Raw genomic sequence first — 18,138 nt, forward strand, 5'->3', positions numbered from 1 at the left:
GAGGTGAGAGATGTTCGATACGACCCTCACCTTGAACGATCTCGCCTTCCTGGCGCAGGGCGCGGCGATGACGCTCGCGGTCACCGCCGTCTCGGTCGCAGCCGGCACCGTGCTCGGCATCCTCTTCGGCGTGATCCGGGTCCAGATCGGGCCCTACTGGTCCGCTCCGCTGACCTTCGCGCTCGACGTGTTCCGCTCGGTGCCGCTCCTGATCCAACTCGTGCTCGGCAATGCCTTCCAGTCTATCGCGAAGCTCGGCTGGGGGCCGTTTGCCACCTCCTGCGTGGTGCTGTCGCTCTATACGGCGGCTTTTTGCGCGGAGATCGTCCGCGGCGGCATCTCTTCGGTGCCGGTGACCACGCGCCGCGCAGCCCGTTCGCTCGGGATGACCTGGTGGCAGGACATGCGCTATATCGTGGCACCGCTCGCCACACGCGTTTCGCTTCCGCCCTGGATCGGACTGACGCTCGGCGTCATGAAGGACTCCGCACTGGTGCTCTGGCTCGGCCTGATCGAGCTCCTGCGCGCCTCGCAGGTGCTCGTCACCCGGCTGCAGGAGCCGCTGTTCATCCTGCTGATCTGCGGCGCGATCTACTTCATCCTCAGCTTCCCCATCGCCCGGCTCGGCGGGTATCTCGAAAAACGGTGGTCCCCCAATGATTGAGATCGAAAACGTCCGCAAATCCTTCGGCTCGCTGGAGGTGCTGAAAGGGATCGACCTCACCGTCGACAACGGCGAGGTGGTCACCGTCATCGGCGGCTCCGGCTCGGGAAAATCGACGCTGCTCACCTGCATCAACGGTCTGGAGCCGATCGATTCCGGTCGGATCGCCATTGATGGGACCGATGTCCATGCCAGGGGCACCGATCTCAACAGGCTGCGCCGAACGGTGGGCATCGTCTTTCAGCAGTGGAACGCCTTTCCGCACCTGACCGTGCTCGAGAACGTCATGCTTGCTCCTCGCAAGGTGCTCGGCTTGCCGAAAGACAAGGCCGAGGAGATTGCGGTGAAGCAATTGACGCATGTCGGCCTCGGCGAGAAGCTCAAGGTCTATCCGGCCCGCATGTCGGGCGGCCAGCAGCAGCGCATGGCGATTGCCCGGGCACTCGCCATGTCGCCCGAATACATGCTGTTCGACGAGGTCACCTCGGCGCTCGACCCGATGCTGGTCGGCGAGGTGCTCGATACGCTGAAGATGCTGGCAGAAGAGGGTATGACGATGATCTGCGTTACCCATGAGATGGCCTTTGCCCGTGACGTGTCCGACCGCGTGGCCTTCTTCCATCAGGGGGTCATGGCCGAGATCGGCGCGCCGGACCAGATTTTCGGCGCGCCGCAGCACGCCGAGACGCAGAAGTTCCTGGCGAGCGTGCGGTGATGGCCGGGTCGGATGTCATCGTCATCGGCGCGGGGGTGATAGGGCTCTCCGCGGCAATCGCCGCCCAGGCGCGAGGGCTATCGGTGACGGTGCTGGACCGCGAGGGCCCCGCCGCCGGGGCTTCGGCGGGCAATGCCGGCGCCTTCGCTTTCACCGATATCCTGCCGCTTGCCTCGCCGGGCATCCTCAAGAAGGCGCCGAAATGGCTCGCCGATCCGCTGGGGCCGCTGACGGTGCCGCCCGCCTATGCGCTCAAGATCGCGCCCTGGATGTTCCGCTTCTGGCGTGCCTGCTCGCCGACGCGCGTTGCGCATTCGACCACGGCGCAAACGGCGCTGATGGACCTGTCGAAGGCCGAACTGGAGCCTTTCCTGGAACGGACCGGCACGAGGCCCATGCTGCGCAAGGAGGGCAATCTCCAGGTCTATGAGGGCGAGGGGGAGTTCAAGGCCTCGCTCGCCGGCTGGAAGGCGCGGGAGGAGCAGGGGATCGCGTTCCATCACCTTGACGCTGCCGGTATCGCTGAGATCCAACCCGGGGTTGCGGCTCGCTTCACCCATGGCACCTTCACCCCCGGCTGGTACTCCATTGCCGATCCGAAGCTCTACACGCTGGCGGTGGCGGACCACTTCCGCCTCAAGGGCGGTGTGATCGAGCGTGCGGAGGTGACTGCGCTCAAAACCGTCGAAGGCGGCGTCGAGGTGATGGCCGCAGATGGCAGCGTCCGGCGCGCGGCGCAGGTGGTGCTTTCGGCGGGAGCCTTCTCGCACCGGATCGCCCGGTCGATCGGCGAGAGCATTCCGCTCGAAACCGAGCGCGGCTACAACACCACGCTTCCCTCCGATGCGTTCGATCTGCGCACGCAGGTCACGTTCGGCGGCCACGGCTTCGTCGTCACCCGTCTGTCGACCGGTATCCGCGTCGGCGGCGCGGTGGAGCTTGGGGGGCTCGAGCTGCCGCCGAATTTCCGCCGCTCCGAGGCGATGCTGAAGAAAGCGCAGGCCTTCCTGCCCGGGCTGAAGCCTGACTGCGGGGTGCAGTGGATGGGTTTCCGCCCATCGCTGCCCGACAGCCTGCCCGCTATCGGCCGCGCGGGCTCCACGTCGCGGGTGATCTACGCTTTCGGTCACGGCCATCTCGGGCTCACCCAATCGGCGGGCACGGCGCGCATCGTCGCCGATCTTTTGACCGGCCGGACGCCCGCGATCGACATTGCTTCCTTCTCGCCGCAACGATTCTGATGGAGGTTCTACCCGTGGCCACTCGTCCCTTCTTTCGCCTCGACGGGAATGGTGCCGATCCCGCTGCCTGCGGCTTCGTCGTAAGATGAAGCAGCCACCCGCTCGCAGCATCCTCGGCGGCTCGGCCGAAGGCCCGGTCATCGCCACGGGGGAGGCGCTGAGCTTCTGGGGCGGGGTCGATCCCGCGACCGGTTGCATCATCGACGTGCACCACCCGCTCAACGGCGTTCGCCTCACCGGCTCCGTCCTCATGATGCCGTCGAGCCGCGGCTCCTGTAGCGGCTCCGGGGTGCTCCTCGATCTTGTGCTTTCGGGCCGCGCTCCGGCCGCACTCGTCTTCTCGGAAGCCGAGGATGTGCTCACGCTCGGCGCGCTGGTCGCGTCCGAGATGTTCGACAAACCGCTGCCGGTCCTGCGCGTCGCCCCGGAGATGTTTTCAGAACTGGCGCGCGTCAAGAGGGCGCGCATCAGCGGTAGCACGATAGAAGCCGAGGGCCTGGCGATCCCGGTCGTCCCGCCCGCGACCGCCACACTCGATCTTACCGACACCGACCGCGCCATGCTGGATGGAGAAAAAGGCGTCGCGGTGCAGCAGGCAATGCGCATCATCTCGGCCATGGCGGCACAGCAGGGGGCGCGGGGCCTTGTGGACGTCACGCAGGGCCACATCGACGGCTGCATCTATGCGAGCCCGGCGAACCTGACCTTTGCCGAGAAGATGGCCGAGCTGGGGGCGAAGGTCCGGGTGCCGACGACAATGAACGCCATTTCCGTTGACTACGCCAATTGGCAGGTCCAGGGCGTGCCGCCTTCGTTCGGCGACCCGGCGGCGCGGCTCGCCGACGCCTACGTGCGCATGGGCTGCCGCCCGACCTTCACCTGCTCGCCCTATCTGCTCGACAGCGCGCCTCAGGCAGGCGAAGCGATCGCCTGGGCGGAATCCAATGCCGTGATCTTCGCCAACAGCGTACTCGGTGCGCGCACGGCGAAGCACCCGGATTTCCTCGATCTCTGCATCGCGCTCACCGGGCGCGCGCCGCTTTCCGGCGTCTACCTCGACGAGCATCGCAAGGCCCGGCGCGTCATCGAGGTGGAACCGCCCGAGCGCGCGGACGATGCCTTCTGGCCGCTGATCGGCTATCTCGCCGGTCGTGCGGCGCCGGACCGCATACCACTCCTCAGCGGGCTCGCCGCGGCAAAGCCCTCGCGCGACGACCTCAAGGCGCTCTGCGCCGCCTTTGGAACGACCTCTGCCGCGCCGATGCTGCATGTGGAGGGTGTGACGCCTGAGGCGAGTGGCGCGGCCGCTGGAGATGCCGACCGCACGGCGATCACCCGCGCCGACATGGCGGCGGCCTGGTCGCTCCTGAACGACGGCCCGGAGGAGGTGGAACTCGTTGCCATCGGCAGTCCCCACGCGTCCCTTGCCGAATGTCGCGCACTGGCCGAGGCGCTCGGCGGCCGCAAGCGGCACCCGGATGTCGCGGTGATCGTCACGGCCGGGCGTGAGGTCATCGAGGAGGCACGACGCGAGGGCACGCTCGCGCGGCTCGAAGCGAGCGGCGTGCAGGTGCTGCCCGACCTCTGCTGGTGCTCGATCTCCGAGCCGGTTTTCCCGACGCGGACCCGCGCGCTGATGACCAATTCCGGCAAATACGCCCATTACGGCCCCGGTCTTTCCGGCCGCGCCGTGCGCTTCGGCAGCCTTGCCGACTGCGTCACGGCCGCCCTGACGGGGCGCGCGCCGGCACGGCTGCCGGATTGGCTTTCCTGAGAGGAGTTTGAGATGCGCAGCACGAAGACCATTCATGTGATCTCCGCTCATGCCGAGGGCGAGGTGGGCGATGTGATCGTAGGCGGCGTGGCACCCCCGTCGGGTGGCACCATCTGGGAACAGAGCCGCTGGATCGCCCGCGACCAGACGCTGCGCAACTTCGTGCTGAACGAGCCGCGCGGCGGCGTCTTCCGCCATGTCAACCTCCTGGTGCCGCCGAAGCACCCGGAGGCCGATGCCGCCTTTATCATCATGGAGCCGGAAGATACGCCGCCCATGTCGGGTTCGAACTCGATCTGCGTCTCCACGGTGCTGCTCGACAGCGGCATTCTGCCGATGAAGGAGCCGGTGACGGAAATCACGCTCGAAGCCCCGGGCGGTCTCGTCCGCGTGCGGGCGGAATGCCGCAACGGCAAGGCCGAACGCATCTTCGTCCAGAACCTGCCGAGCTTTGCCGAGCGGCTGGACCTGAAGCTCGAGGTCGAGGGGCTTGGCACGCTCACCGTCGATACCGCCTATGGCGGCGACAGTTTCGTTATCGTGGATGCGACGGCAATGGGCTTCGGCCTGAAGCCGGACGAGGCGCATGATATCGCCCGCCTCGGCGTCAGGATCACCAATGCGGCCAATGCCCAGCTCGGCTTCCACCATCCGGAAAATCCCGAGTGGCGGCACTTCTCCTTCTGCCTTTTCGCCGGCCCCGTGGAGCGCACGGCGGAGGGTCTGCGCGCCGGTGCGGCCGTCGCGATCCAGCCGGGCAAGGTCGACCGCTCGCCGACCGGCACGGCGCTCTCGGCCCGCATGGCCGTTCTGCATGCCCGCGGTGAAATGGGTCCGGAGGATCGGCTAACGGCGGTTTCGCTGATCGGCTCGACCTTCTCCGGCCGCATCGTCGGCACCACCCGGGTCGGAGACCGGCCGGCGATCCTGCCGGAGATCTCGGGCCGCGCCTGGATCACGGGCATCCATCAGCACATGCTCGATCCTTCCGATCCCTGGCCGGAGGGTTATCGGCTGACCGACACGTGGGGCGCGCGTTGACGGTCTGACCGCGGACTTGCGTCAGCGCCAGCCGAGCGCGGGGGCGACGTGGGTCAGGATTGCCTCGATGACGTGGGCGTTATAGTCCACGCCGAGCTGGTTGGGGACGGTCAGGAGCAGCGTATCGGCCTCAGCTATCGCCTCGTCCTTCGCCAATTGCTCCGCGAGCACGTCCGGTTCGGCGGCGTAGCTGCGGCCGAAAATCGCCCGCGTCTTCTCGTCGATGAAGCCGATCTTGTCTTCGCTCTGGTTTCCGCGTCCGAAGTAGGCGCGGTCCCGGTCGTCCACCAATGCGAAGATGCTCCGGCTGACCGACACGCGCGGCTCGCGCTCGTGACCGGCTGCCTTCCACGCCTCCCGGAACACCCGGATCTGGTCGGCTTGCTGGACATGGAACGGAAGCCCGCTCTCATCATCCTTGAGCGTCGAGCTCTGCAGATTCATCCCGAGCTTGGCCGCCCAGGCCGCCGTGGCGTTCGAGCTGGCGCCCCACCAGATCCGATCGCGCAGGCCTTCGGAGTGCGGCTCGATGCGCAGCAGCCCTGGAGGATTGGGAAACATCGGCCGTGGGTTGGGTTGCGCAAATCCCTCTCCGCGTAGCACGTCCAGCAGAACCTCCGCGTGGCGCCTGGCCATGTCCGCGTCGCGCTCGCCCTCGGCCGGCGCATAACCGAAGTGGCGCCAGCCGTCGATCACCTGCTCGGGAGAACCGCGGCTGATGCCCAGTTGCAGCCGCCCGCCGGCGATGATGTCTGCCGCGCCTGCGTCCTCGGCCATGTACAGCGGGTTCTCGTATCGCATGTCGATGACCGCGGTGCCGATCTCGATGCGGCTGGTCTTCGCGCCGATGGCCGAAAGCAGCGGAAACGGTGAGCCGAGCTGCCGGGCGAAGTGATGCACGCGAAAATACGCCCCGTCGGCGCCCAACTCCTCGGCAGCAACCGCCAGGTCGATGGACTGCAGCAGAGCGTCGGAGGCCGACCGCGTTTGCGATTGGGGCGAAGGGGTCCAATGCCCGAACGATAAAAAACCGATCTTCTTCATGATCATGCTGTCCGAAATCAGAATACCGCCAGGTATCTCAGCAACGCCAGGATGCCGATGATGATCACGATCGCCTGGACGATCTGTTTGGTGCGCCCGTCGATGGGGAGACGATTGACAAGATAGAGCACAAGAATGACGACGAGAAAGGTAATCAGGATACTGATGAGTATGGACATGTTTCGTGCCCCCGTTGAGCTTGCTTCATCAATCCTTCAACTATGGGAGGTCCGAAGGAAGGCAAGCGGTTGCATGCTCCGCCAGCGCAAAATTGCTTCGTCGCGAATAAGGGAGGCGTGCTGATGGCGGAAGAGGTGTCCGCTTCTCCGCCGTTTTCTTGGAATATTCGGTCCGTGTCCCGCGGAACGGATGCCTACCGCAGTCTCGGTGTCTCCTCAATGTGGTGGTGCACTTCGGAACGCTGTGCTTGGTGGGCGCTATTGGAAGCTATTGGCCCGTTTTGCCGCGGTCAAGCGTCAGTGCAGTCTTTGCGTCGGCTGATCCAAGAAGGTGCGGATACCGTCGCGCTGGATGGTGGCTAAAAACTCTTCGAATGCGTCTCGGTCGGTATCGAAGGTATCATCCCAGACGGTCGTGTTCCCTTCCTCGTCGAGCACCTCAAGCATCCAGTCGAGGTTGGTTCCGGCAGGACGGTAGATGCGCAAAATGACGGTTACGTCGTCGTCGACGAACTCGCCGGAGAACTCTGAGAACTCGTACTGCTGTTCGTTTTCGGTCATCCAGCTTTATAGCACGCACAGGCGAGACGGGCGAACCCATCTCACTGTCGTGACGCCACTCCCGTATGCGTGCAAGTGTATCTGCCTGGATTCTAGCTGCCTACTTGGCACGGGATGTCGGCAATGCCCGAAATTAGCAAAACAGGAGCAGGGCTGCGATCGCCGTAGCTGCGGCCACGAGCCACCTCATGCGCGATCTACTGAGCGCAGCCGGAGAATTGTCGGGTTCGAACGGCCTTAAGGAATGCAAGTAGGGAGTAGCAGTGCCAGCACCCGCGACTGTGAACTGCACCTCCCATTTCACGCTGTTATATCAACGGTTATGATAGCCGCCGAGAAGTAAGTGAATAAAAAATAATGACATGTGGCGGAAGAGAGTGGGAGTCGAACCCACCAAAGACCGTCTCTCGGCCCCTCCCGGATTTGAAGTCCGGACGCCCCACCGGGGACGCATCTCCTCCTGAAACGCGATCCTGCTGCATGATTCCCGAGGACAAAATCACGCAACAATTGAAAGTGCTACGGCGACCTTTGCGCGTCCAATGAGACGCGCGGCGCCGCGGAGACAGCATTCGACAAATTGCCGAAAAAATCCAGACGGTTCCGGTTGAGGCGGCGCAGGTCCCCGCGTCTGAGCGTGACGCTGTGACGATCGAAGAAGTCGAGGATCTGGATCGCGACCTTGCGGCCGTTTTCGAGACGATCGCGGAACTGCATGGCGGTAAACCAGCCTTTTTCGGCAGCGGCGCTGATCTCGTCCATGACAGCCACCATCTCCGCGACCACCTCGCGCAGAAAAAAATGATCGTGCGCCACCTCATGCACCTTGCCCATGCGGCTGCCGAGTTTGAGGAGCCGGCGCGCCTCGCCCTCCGGAACCGCCAGCAGTCCGGCAATATCGCGCACGCGTGGCGGGCGAAACCGCTCGCTGCCCCCGAGCAGGCGCTCGATCTCTTTCCAGAGCCGCTCGTCGGCCGGGGTCATGGTCACTCGATGTTCGGCGAGCCGGACCCATGCTCCGTCGAGCACGATTTCGCCCTGCCGCACGAGGGGATTCAAAGCTGCGCGGAACGCGGGCGCCGGCAGGCGAAATTCGAGCTGCGTACGCAACCGTTCCACGCCCATGCCGAGTAGGTCCGGATTGTCCGCATGGAAAGATCGAAGCCGCGCGAGAATGTCACGCCGCAGCCTCTCCCAGCTCTCCATGGACATGGCGAGCGTCGCGGTATCGGACGTAAGTTGCACGACATTCAAGGACTCTGCCATTGCCTCGGCTTCGCCCGCGGCCATTGCCCGGTCGCGGGCAAAAGCGCCGATGTCGACGAGATAGGGCGGATTGGCAAGCAGTGCCTCGATCGCCTGCTTCGGCTCGCTCGATGACAGCGCGGCGAGTTGCGCGGTCCGTTCCTCTGTGCGACGCTTGCGTGCGGGGGCGCGCAGGTCCAGAAAGCGGCCGCCGCCGATCGTGCGCCGGGCAGACGTGTCGCGAACGACATAGCGGTCTCCGGCTGCCGCCGCGATCGGCCGTTCCAGCACGAGCTGGACGAGCGTGCGCGTTCCGGGCGCGACCGGTTCGTCCGCCAAGAGGACGATGCGGGCTCCGACTTCCGCCGATGCGTGATGAAGCCTGACCGGGAACCAGTGGCCGATCGCTTTGGGCTCCGAGCCGAGCACACGCAAGGTCGCGTCAATTCGGCTGGTCGGCGCATGCAGGCTATGGTCGCAGACCACGTCGCCGCGGCCGATTGCCGTTTTCGTGATGTCCGGACCGACGAGGTTGAGCGCACAGCGATCACCCGCGCGGCCAATCTCACTCGGCCTGTTCTGCGCATGGATCGATCGCACGCGCGCCTCAAGGCCCGAAGGGCTGATGGTGAGCCGATCCTCTACCGACACTTGGCCCGAAAGAACGGTTCCGGTGACCACTGTGCCCGCGCCCTGGATGGTGAAAGAGCGATCGACGGCAAGCCGGAAACGCCCGCTTGTCTGCCGTCGCTGGAGATTGCGCGCGGCGGCGGCGATTTCGTCGCGCAGCAGCGCCACACCGCTGCCCGAGACGGTCGAAACCGGGATCATGGGCGCACCGGCAAGCGCCGTGCCCGAAAGCGCGTCGCGCATCGCCTTTTCGACTTCCGCAAGGCGGCCGTCCCTCACGAGATCGGCTTTGGTGATGGCGACGACTCCCTGTTCGGTGCCGAGTAGATCGACGATCGCCAGATGCTCTCGCGTCTGCGGCATGACGCCGTCATCGGCCGCGACGACAAGCAGAACGAAATCGATGCCGCTCGCGCCCGCCAGCATGTTGTGGATGAATTTCTCGTGGCCGGGGACGTCGATGATGCCGATCGTCTCCAGGCCCTCGACCGGCATATAGGCAAAGCCGAGATCGATCGATATGCCGCGATCCTTCTCCTCCTTCAGGCGATCGGTGTCGACGCCGGTCAGCGCCCGGACGAGCGACGTCTTGCCGTGATCGATATGGCCGGCGGTGCCGACGATCACCTCTGATCTCCCTCCTTTGCGCGCTGGAGCGGTACCAGCGTTTCGGTGAGCGGAAGCGCGGCGCGGCGCTCGGCTTCCATCAGTTCCTCCGCGTCGAGTGCCGCGCGCACGACTTCGAAGAATGGCGCGGCCAGCCCGCTGCCGGCTCGACGCGCCCTTGTCAGCCAGGCGAAGGCTTCGACCGGATCGCGCGCGACGCCGCTTCCGAGATGATAGGCCGCACCGAGCATCGCCTGTCCCTCGGCGTCGCCGGCTCGCGCGCCGCGGCCCCACCAGTAGGCCGCCTCGACCGGATCGCGCGTGACCCCTATAGCATGGTGGTAGAGCATCCCCAGCCGCGTCATCGACGAGGCGGAGCCATTCTTCGCGGCGGCGAGCGCCCAGCGGCGCGCTTCCGCGAAATCGGGTTCGATGAGATCGCCCTCCAGGAGCATCCAGCTCAGCATGTCCTGAGCTTCGGCGTCGTTCTGTTCTGCGGCCTGGCGATAAAGCGCGGCCGCCCTTGGATAGTCCGGCGCTATTCCCTCTCCCCTGAAGAGAAGCGAGGCGAGGTTGCGCCGACCGACGGGATCGCCGGCCTCGGCGGAAAGGCCCAGCCAGCGGTAGGCTAGATCGGTATCTCGGGCGACCCCCAACCCTCCCGCAAAGCAAGCGCCGATATTGTTCTGGGCCCTTGCATTTCCCGCCCGGGCCAAGGGCTCCCATATGGAGAGAGCGGTTTCGTAGTCGCCGTCGCGGGCGGCTGCGAGCGCCTTTGCCATCGCCGCCTCAGGGGACGCATCGCCCTCGGTCGGCCTTTGCAGGAAGCGGCTGAGTAGGCTCACGACGAGGATCCTCCAGCCGATGGACCGAGACGCGCGAGATTGGCGATGAAGCCTTCCTCATCCTCGAGGCAACGCAAATCGAGCACAAGCGATCCGCGTTCGATGCGGCCGATGACCGGCATCGGCAGGCGCCTGAGCGCCGCCGCCAGTTCGGCAAGCATGCGACCACTGTCGGAAGTTGGCGCGAGCGCTAGTCCGGCGCTCGGCACGGTGGCGAGCGGCAAGGCGCCTGAGCCGATCTGGCTGCCGCAGTCGATCACCGAAACGTCGAACGCGCCGTTCACCGCCCGCTCCACCACGGGAGCCAGCCGCTCGGCCTGCCGGCGGATGTCGGCCTGCGGACGGGCGAGCAGCCGCATCGTCGGCAGGCGTTCGCTCAGGCGGTCCGGTTCGCGATAGAGCCTAAGCGTTGCCGCGAGCGCCGCAAGGCGGATCTTGTCGACGCGCAGCGCGCGCTTCATCGGATTCCTGTTGATCCTGGCGAGGAGGTCGCCACGCCCGACGATGAAGCCGGCCTGAGGTCCGCCAAGCAGCTTGTCGCCGGAAAAGGTGACGATATCGGCGCTGTCGGCGATCGCTTCGGCGACAGTCGGTTCATGCGCGAGTCCGAAGCGGTCGAGATCGGTAAGCGTACCCGAACCGAGATCGTTGACGAGCGGCAGCCCGTGTTCATGGGCGATTGCCGCGAGCTCGCGTGCCCCGACCTCCTTGGTGAAGCCTTCGATGCGATAGTTGGAGGTGTGGACCTTCAAGATCAGGCCCGTATCGGGGCCGATCGCGTCCCTGTAGTCCCGGGCATGAGTGCGGTTCGTGGTGCCGACCTCGACGAGGCGGACGCCGGAGCGCAGCATGATGTCCGGCATGCGGAATGCTCCACCGATTTCGATGAGCTCGCCACGCGAGACGATCGCTTGCCTGCCGGCCGACAGACTGTTCAGTGTGAGCATGACGGCTGCGGCATTGTTGTTGACGACGGTCGCATCCTCCGCGCCAGTCAGCTCCCGGATGAGCGCGCGCAGGTGATCGTCCCTTTCGCCGCGTTTTCCGCTCTCGAGGTCGAATTCGAGCGCCACCGCCTCGCGCATCGCCTCCATCGCGGCGTCGATCGCCGCTTCCGCCAGCAAGGCGCGGCCGAGATTGGTGTGGAGCACGGTTCCCGTCAGGTTGAACAGGGGGCGGAGTGACGATCGGTCATTTGCCTCGAGCGCCGCGAAGGCGGCCACTGCGATCGCCTCCAGGGAGGGGACGTCTGCGCCGTCGCGCACCGCATTCCGGATCGTCGTCAGGACGCGCCGCAGGGCCTCGGCAACGGCCGGTCGCCCGAAACATTCGATCGCCTCGGCAGCAGCGGCCGATCGCAGCAGCTCGTCCACCGACGGGATGTCACGCAACCTGATATTGGCGTCCATTCCAGCTCTCCTGGGGTGCGCCTCTTTCGATCCAATCTAGAAGCCAGCCAAAAGCGGCGCAAATCCGCCACGGCGATAAGAGCCTTCGCGCATCAGGAGGTCGAGGCTGAGACTCGCGACATCGTCGGCAATCGGCTCGGTCGCTGGCGCCTTGTTCTGGTAGAAAATCTTCGTCCAGCCATGGCATTCGTCGCAGGTCTCGGCCTTGACGGTGCCGCCGTGATCCTCGATCTCGCTATAGGCGATCCCTTTGGTGGAGCCGCAAAGCATGCATTTGATGCGAACATAGTGCCAGAGCGTCGAGCAAAGCGAGCAGCAGCAGAACCGCGCCCCGTGCGAACCCGGCCAGCCGACGACCATGGACGATGCCGGCATGCTGCCGCAGGCGGGGCAAATGCCGTCGGCGACGGGCCTCAGCTTGGCGGCGTCAAGCACCGACGCCAGCCGTGCGAAGTGCACCTGAAGTGCGGCCCAGACGAAAATATGCTCGGCGATAGCGTCTGCGGGCAATGCGCCAGAGAGGACGCTTTCGGCCATGGCGAGCCGCGCTTCGCGATCGGCGGCGGTGACGCGGCGGAGCGCTTCGGCGGCTGCGGCCGGCTTGTTGATTGCGTCAGCGGCCGCGAACAGCCGGTCGATTACGGCATGGATCGCTTCGCCGTCGCCGATACCATTGCGGTGGAGCGGCGGCATTTCGAACTCGTGGGCGCGCATGAGCGTCTGGGCGTCTGGGCCCTCGGGAGGGGGAAGGTCGGCTTGGATAAGGTGTTGCGCGGTCGTAAGGCCTGAAAGGAAGTTAAGATAGGGCGCCAAGCCGCTCGCGTCCGCCAATTGACTGAGACGCGCGGCCCTTGCGGCGAAGAGGGAAGCGGGGTCGGGAAGGCGCGCAAAGGGCGGCGACGAGATCTCTCCAATGGCGGTCGGATCGGGCGCTGCAGCGTCTTTACTTTTCATCACACTCCCTCACGAACCCGACGGGTCACGTGATGCGAACCCAGAAACAACTACTCGGCTGCGGTCCTCTTTTTGTCTTCCGTAGGCACTTCCGTTGGCGGTCTGGCGACCAGTTCGCGCAGCCACTTGCGGTGATATCGCCACGCCCAGCCGCCGGTCACCGAACCGCGGACCATTCCCCGTATCGTACCCTTTACCCAGATCGCTGCATAGACATGGGTGATCCAGACGCTGATCGCGAGGATGGCGGCGATCGAGTGCACGAGAAGGGCCCATCGCTTCTGCTCGATCGTGGTGTATGCCGCAAAATACTGGTCCCAAATGACCAGGCCCGAGGTTATCAGCACGATGATCAGGATCGACATGGACCAGAAGACGAGCTTCTGCCCGGCATTGTACTTGCCGACCTCGGGCAGGCGTTCGTCGTGGGCGGTCAGAACGTCGCGCACGCGCGCGAGCCAGGTGCCATCCTCACGCTTCCAGAGATTGAGCTTCCAGAAGCGCAGGAACAGGCCGAGGAAGCTGAAAAACAGGATGACGCCGATCCAGGGGTGAATGGCGCGCACCGCTTGACCGCCGCCGAACAGCGCCGACAGGAAGAAAAGCCGGGGGTGGAACAGGGACAGACCGGACAACGCGAGCAGCACGAGGCTCGTGGCAGTGATCCAGTGGTTGATCCGCGCGCCGCCGGTATAACGATCGACCGTGACGGGTTTGCCGGGGTGAACGCTGTCGCCCTTCGCTACGTCATAATCCGTGTCCGTGTCGGTACTCATGACGAACGATCTCCAGTGAGCCTCTCAGCGGCCTCCTCGTCCTCTTCGGAAACGCGGTTGGGGCCGTTGACCATGTAATGCAGGAAGCCGGTGACGGCCGCGACGCCCATGACGGCGAGCCCGGCATATTTCGTGACGCCCTTCCAGGCCTCGACGATCGGGCTGATCGTCGGATTGTTGGGCAGACCGGCGTATATCTCCGGCTTGTCGGCGTGGTGCAGCACGTACATGACATGCGTGCCGCCGACGCCCGGCGGGTCGTAAAGCCCGGCATTGGCAAAGCCGCGCGACTTCAGATCGGTGATCCGCCCCTCCGCGTGTTTCTTCATCTCCTCCTTGGTGCCGAAGACGATGGCTTGCGTCGGGCACGCTTTCGCGCAGGCCGGGCCCTGGCCGACGGCAATGCGATCGGAGCAGAGCGTGCATTTGTAGGCGGTATGATCGACCGGAGAAATCCGGGGAATATTGAATGGGCATCCTTTGATGCAGTAGCCGCAGCCGATGCAGTTCTCGTGCACGAAGTCGACGATGCCGTTCGAATATTGGACGATGGCGCCGGGGGCAGGGCAGGCCTTGAGACAGCCGGGATCCTCGCAATGCATGCAGCCGTCCTTGCGGATCAGCCATTCCAGATTATTCGTCTCCGGGTTTTCCCATTCGGTGAAGCGCATCAGCGTGAACATGTCCGGCGTCAGGTCGTGCGGATTTTCATAGACGCCGGTATTGGCCTCGAGCTCCGGATGGGTGTCGTTCCATTCGATGCAGGCCGCCTGGCAGGCCTTGCAGCCGATGCATTTCGAGACATCGATGAGCTTGGCCACCTCGGTCTGTCGCTGAGCCGGCGGCGTTATGGTCGAGGCCGATCGCCGTATCAGGTCCTTTTCACCGAACTGCGGGCTTTGAGGTGCGGTGGCGGGGTTTGGGACGGGCGGGAACATGGCTCAAGCCTCCTCACGCCACCGGCCCTGCAGTGGGCTCGATATTGACCAGGAACGCCTTGTATTCCGGCGTCTCGATGTTGGCGTCACCGACGAACGGCGTCAGCGAGTTCGGACCGAAGCCCTTCTTGGCCGCGCCGGTGAAGCCCCAGTGCAACGGTATGCCCACGACGTGGACGGGTTTGCCGTCGCAGATCAGCGGCTTGATCCGCTTGGTGACGACGGCCTTCGCCCGGATCTCTCCACGCTTGGACCGCACGCGCACCCAGCCGCCGCCGGTAATGCCTTTCTCGGCTGCGAGCTCTTCCGATATCTCGACGAAGAACTCCGGCTGCAGCACCGCGTTCACATGGCAATGCTTGGTCCAGTAGTGGAAATGCTCCGTCAGCCGGTAGGACGTCGCCGCGTAGGGGAACTCCGCCGAGGCGGTTTCGGCAAACTGCTCGAGATCGCCCTTGAAAACCCGTGCCGCGGGATTGCCGCGAACATTGGGGGCGACGAGATTGCTCAGCGGCGATTCGAACGGCTCGTAATGCGCCGGGAACGGACCGTCGCGCATCAGACCCCGGGTGAAGAGACGCGAGACGCCTTCCGGGTTCATGATGAACGGCCCGACCTCCTCGGGCTTCGCCGTCGGCAGGATATCGGGCACGTCGTAGCCCGACCACTTCGCGCCGTCCCATTCGATCACCTTGCGGCTCGGATCCCAGGGCTTGCCGGTGAGGTCCGCCGAGGCCCTGTTGTAGAGGATGCGGCGGTTGGCCGGCCAGGAGAACGTCCACTTCGAATAAGTGCCGGTCTCATCCGGGTCCGACGTGTCGCGCCGGGCCATGTTGTTGCCGTTCTCGTTGAAGCAACCGGAATAGACCCAGCAGCCGCATGCGGTCGAGCCGTCGTCGCGCAGCGCCGCGAAGCCGGGCACGAGCTTGCCCGCCTCCGCCAGGACCTTGGTCGGGTCGGCGGTATCGTAGACGGTGGCAAGCGCCTTGCCGTTGATTTCCTTGGCAAGCTCCTCGGCGGTCGGCTCGTTCGCATCCGCATAGGCCCAGTCGAGATTGACGATCGGGTCGGGGAACTTTCCGCCCTCCTTGCGATAGAGCTCCTTCAGCCGCACATGGATCTGCGCCATGATCCAGTTATCGGTCTTCGCTTCGCCCGGAGGCGTGCCACCCGGCCAATGCCACTGCAGCCAGCGGCTGGAATTGGTGAGCGAACCTTCGTCTTCGGCGAAGCAGGTGGAGGGCAGTTGGATGACCTCCGTCTGGATCTGCGACGGATCGACATCGTTGTACTCGCCGTGGTTCTCCCAGAAGCGCGCCGTCTCGGTGTCGAGCGGGTCCATGGTGACCAGGAATTTGAGCTTCGACAGCGAATCCGTCACCTTCCTTCGGTTCGGGGCAGCAAGCAGCGGATTGAAGCCCTGGCACATGTAGCCCGTCATCTTGCCCTGGCCCATGAGATCAAGGGCGCGCAGGATGTCGTAGCCGGCGACGTCGAGCTTCGGCAGCCAATCATAGGCGAAGCTGTTTTCCGGCGTCGCCGCCGAGCCCCACATCGCCTTTTGGAAGCTCACGAAGAACTTCCGGTAGTTCTGCCAATAGCTCATCTGGTTCGGCCGGAGCGGCTTGAAGCCGCGCGTCGACATGTAGGTCTCGAGATCGACCTCTTTCTCGGTCGGGATCGTCAGATAGCCGGGAAGCAGGTTCGACATCAATCCGACATCGGTGAGCCCCTGGATGTTCGAATGCCCGCGCAGGGCATTCATGCCGCCGCCGCGCACGCCGATATTGCCGAGGATCAACTGCAGCATCGCCATCGCGCGGATATTCTGCGAGCCCTTGGAATGCTGCGTCCAGCCGAGCGCATACATCGAGGTCATCGCCTTGGTCGGCGACGAGCATTCCCCGATCATCTCGGCGACCCTCAGGAACTTGTCCTTCGGCGTGCCGCAGATCCGCTCGACCATTTCGGGGGTGTAGACGGCGACGTGCTCTTTCAAGAGGTTCCAGACGCAGCGCGGATTCGTCAGCGTGTCGTCCACCACCGCATAGCCGTCGGGGCCGATGACATAGTCCCAGGTCGATTTGTCGTAGTCCCGCTTGGCCTCGTCATAGCCCGAAAACAGCCCGTCCTTGTAGGCGAAGCCGTCCTTGACGATGTAGCTGGCATTGGTGAACGCCTTGACATAGTCCCACTGCACCTTGTCGTTCTTGATGCAGTGGTTGATCACCCCGAGCAGGAAGGCGATGTCCGTGCCCTGGCGGATCGGTGCATAGACGTCGGCCACCGACGCCGAACGGGTGAAGCGCGGATCGACCACGATCAGCCTCGCGCCGCGATTGGCCTTCGCCTCGGTGACCCATTTGAATCCGCAAGGGTGCGCTTCGGCGGCGTTACCGCCCATGATGATCACGAGGTCGGTATTCTTGATATCCGTCCAGGAGTTGGTCATTGCGCCGCGGCCGAAAGTTGGAGCCAAACTGGCCACCGTGGGGCCGTGTCAGACACGCGCTTGATTGTCGAAGACCAGCATCCCGGCGCTGCGGACGACCTTGTAGGTTTCCCACGCCGTTTCGTTCGTTGTCGCCGAGGCCGCGAGGAAGCCGGTGGTTATCCACCGGTTCACCGTGACGCCATCCTTGTTCTTCTCGACGAAATTGGCGTCGCGGTCGTCCTTCATCAGCCGGACGACCCGATCGAGGGCCTCGTCCCAGCTGACCCGCTCGAACTTGTCCGAGCCGGGCTTGCGGATCATCGGATATTTCAGCCGCGTCTCGGACTTGACGAAATCGAGCAGCGCCGAGCCCTTCGGACAGAGGGTGCCGCGATTGGTCGGATGGTCGGTATCACCCTCGATATGGATGATCTCCGCCTGCTCGCCCTTCTTCCGGTCGCCCTTTGAATACAGGATGACGCCGCAGGCGACGGAGCAATAGGGACAGGTGTTGCGGGTTTCGGTGGTGCTCACGAGCTTGAAGGCGCGGATTGCTTCCGCATGCGCCGCCTCGATGTCACCAAAGCCTAGGGCACCAAGCGTCGTGGCCGCTACACCAGCACCGGCCGCGCCGAGGAATTGGCGCCGCGAGAGTTCCATGTTCATAGCATGACACCTCCCCTAGATTCCGGCTTGGCCGAAGAGGACGTGCCGGAAAAATTGTAACGTCTTTCAGAAGCTCAGACGTAAACTCGGCGTTTGAAACTAAAATCTTAGCTGTCCTTGCTGCGTTGTCAATTTAATAAGAACAGCGAACTTGAGGCCTGCTCCGACTAAACCTGAGCTGGCAACACATTTTATTTGACGCTCGCTTTGTCTGTATTATTCGAAACGTATCAAGGGGGCAGCCTCCGCCCCAAATTGACGCTCGCGTCGCGAGCAACGATAATGCCTTTCATGAGCTTGAACGCCGCTCCCGAGTTTCGGGGCACCGCGCATCCGACCGATTTTGCGCTGCCGGGCGCAGTGGCCATTTCGGATCTCATTCCTGCAACCTCCGACGTTTCTGATGCGGTGGGCTC

At 64.4% G+C, this 18,138-nt stretch carries 15 protein-coding genes and 1 tRNA gene; 5 read left to right on the forward strand and 11 right to left on the reverse strand.

The annotated features are described in order from the left end of the window. Positions 1-10 precede the first annotated feature (10 nt). From M728_RS25265 to M728_RS25285, 5 genes are all read left to right on the forward strand, one after another. Positions 11-664: an amino acid ABC transporter permease gene (locus M728_RS25265; protein WP_026620511.1), complete on the forward strand. Its 654-nt coding sequence runs from the start codon at positions 11-13 to the stop codon at positions 662-664. Continuing rightward, on the forward strand, positions 657-1,379 hold the full coding sequence (locus M728_RS25270; RefSeq protein ID WP_026620512.1) for an amino acid ABC transporter ATP-binding protein: 723 nt from the start codon (positions 657-659) through the stop codon (positions 1,377-1,379). The genes M728_RS25265 and M728_RS25270 overlap by 8 nt, the downstream gene beginning before the upstream one ends. After that, on the forward strand, positions 1,379-2,620 hold the full coding sequence (locus tag M728_RS25275) for an FAD-binding oxidoreductase (protein WP_026620513.1): 1,242 nt from the start codon (positions 1,379-1,381) through the stop codon (positions 2,618-2,620). Before M728_RS25270 ends, M728_RS25275 begins: the two co-directional genes overlap by 1 nt. Before the next feature lie 85 nt (positions 2,621-2,705). Beyond that, positions 2,706-4,394, forward strand: a complete 1,689-nt coding sequence (locus M728_RS25280; protein WP_026620514.1) for an aconitase X — start codon at positions 2,706-2,708, stop codon at positions 4,392-4,394. Positions 4,395-4,406: 12 nt separating this feature from the next. Further along, a complete protein-coding gene (locus tag M728_RS25285; protein WP_026620515.1) occupies positions 4,407-5,435 on the forward strand; it encodes a trans-3-hydroxy-L-proline dehydratase in 1,029 nt (342 codons plus the stop codon). 21 nt (positions 5,436-5,456) lie between these two features. On the opposite strand, the gene M728_RS25290 is transcribed toward M728_RS25285, so the two are convergent. From M728_RS25290 to fdnG, 11 genes are all read right to left on the reverse strand, one after another. Then, entirely contained in the window at positions 5,457-6,479 is a 1,023-nt protein-coding gene (locus M728_RS25290; RefSeq protein WP_026620516.1) for an LLM class flavin-dependent oxidoreductase, read from the reverse strand. A gap of 17 nt (positions 6,480-6,496) precedes the next feature. Further along, positions 6,497-6,658, reverse strand: a complete 162-nt coding sequence (locus tag M728_RS25295; protein WP_139015742.1) for a Thivi_2564 family membrane protein — start codon at positions 6,656-6,658, stop codon at positions 6,497-6,499. Positions 6,659-6,955: 297 nt separating this feature from the next. After that, on the reverse strand, positions 6,956-7,219 hold the full coding sequence (locus M728_RS25300) for a hypothetical protein (protein WP_026620517.1): 264 nt from the start codon (positions 7,217-7,219) through the stop codon (positions 6,956-6,958). Positions 7,220-7,584: 365 nt separating this feature from the next. Further along, positions 7,585-7,680, reverse strand: a tRNA-Sec gene (locus M728_RS25305). A gap of 58 nt (positions 7,681-7,738) precedes the next feature. Beyond that, a complete protein-coding gene (selB, locus tag M728_RS25310; protein ID WP_034883529.1) occupies positions 7,739-9,721 on the reverse strand; it encodes a selenocysteine-specific translation elongation factor in 1,983 nt (660 codons plus the stop codon). Further along, positions 9,718-10,482 carry a tetratricopeptide repeat protein gene (locus tag M728_RS25315; RefSeq protein WP_051440888.1) on the reverse strand — a complete coding sequence of 255 codons (765 nt, stop codon included), beginning with the start codon at positions 10,480-10,482 and terminating at the stop codon, positions 9,718-9,720. The genes selB and M728_RS25315 overlap by 4 nt, the downstream gene beginning before the upstream one ends. Before the next feature lie 59 nt (positions 10,483-10,541). After that, on the reverse strand, positions 10,542-11,954 hold the full coding sequence (gene selA / locus M728_RS25320) for an L-seryl-tRNA(Sec) selenium transferase (protein ID WP_026620518.1): 1,413 nt from the start codon (positions 11,952-11,954) through the stop codon (positions 10,542-10,544). Positions 11,955-11,990: 36 nt separating this feature from the next. Continuing rightward, complete coding sequence (fdhE, locus tag M728_RS25325) at positions 11,991-12,908, reverse strand: formate dehydrogenase accessory protein FdhE (protein ID WP_026620519.1); 918 nt, start codon at positions 12,906-12,908, stop codon at positions 11,991-11,993. 50 nt (positions 12,909-12,958) lie between these two features. Continuing rightward, on the reverse strand, positions 12,959-13,684 hold the full coding sequence (locus tag M728_RS25330) for a formate dehydrogenase subunit gamma (RefSeq protein WP_026620520.1): 726 nt from the start codon (positions 13,682-13,684) through the stop codon (positions 12,959-12,961). Continuing rightward, a complete protein-coding gene (fdxH, locus tag M728_RS25335) occupies positions 13,681-14,622 on the reverse strand; it encodes a formate dehydrogenase subunit beta (protein ID WP_026620521.1) in 942 nt (313 codons plus the stop codon). The genes M728_RS25330 and fdxH overlap by 4 nt, the downstream gene beginning before the upstream one ends. A 13-nt stretch (positions 14,623-14,635) precedes the next feature. Then, the gene (fdnG, locus tag M728_RS25340; RefSeq protein ID WP_084044451.1) at positions 14,636-17,722 is read right to left on the reverse strand and encodes a formate dehydrogenase-N subunit alpha; all 3,087 of its coding nucleotides are present in this window, start codon (positions 17,720-17,722) and stop codon (positions 14,636-14,638) included. Positions 17,723-18,138: the final 416 nt, after the last annotated feature.

The organism is Ensifer sp. WSM1721 (genome assembly GCF_000513895.2).
Taxonomy (GTDB): Bacteria; Pseudomonadota; Alphaproteobacteria; order Rhizobiales; family Rhizobiaceae; genus Sinorhizobium.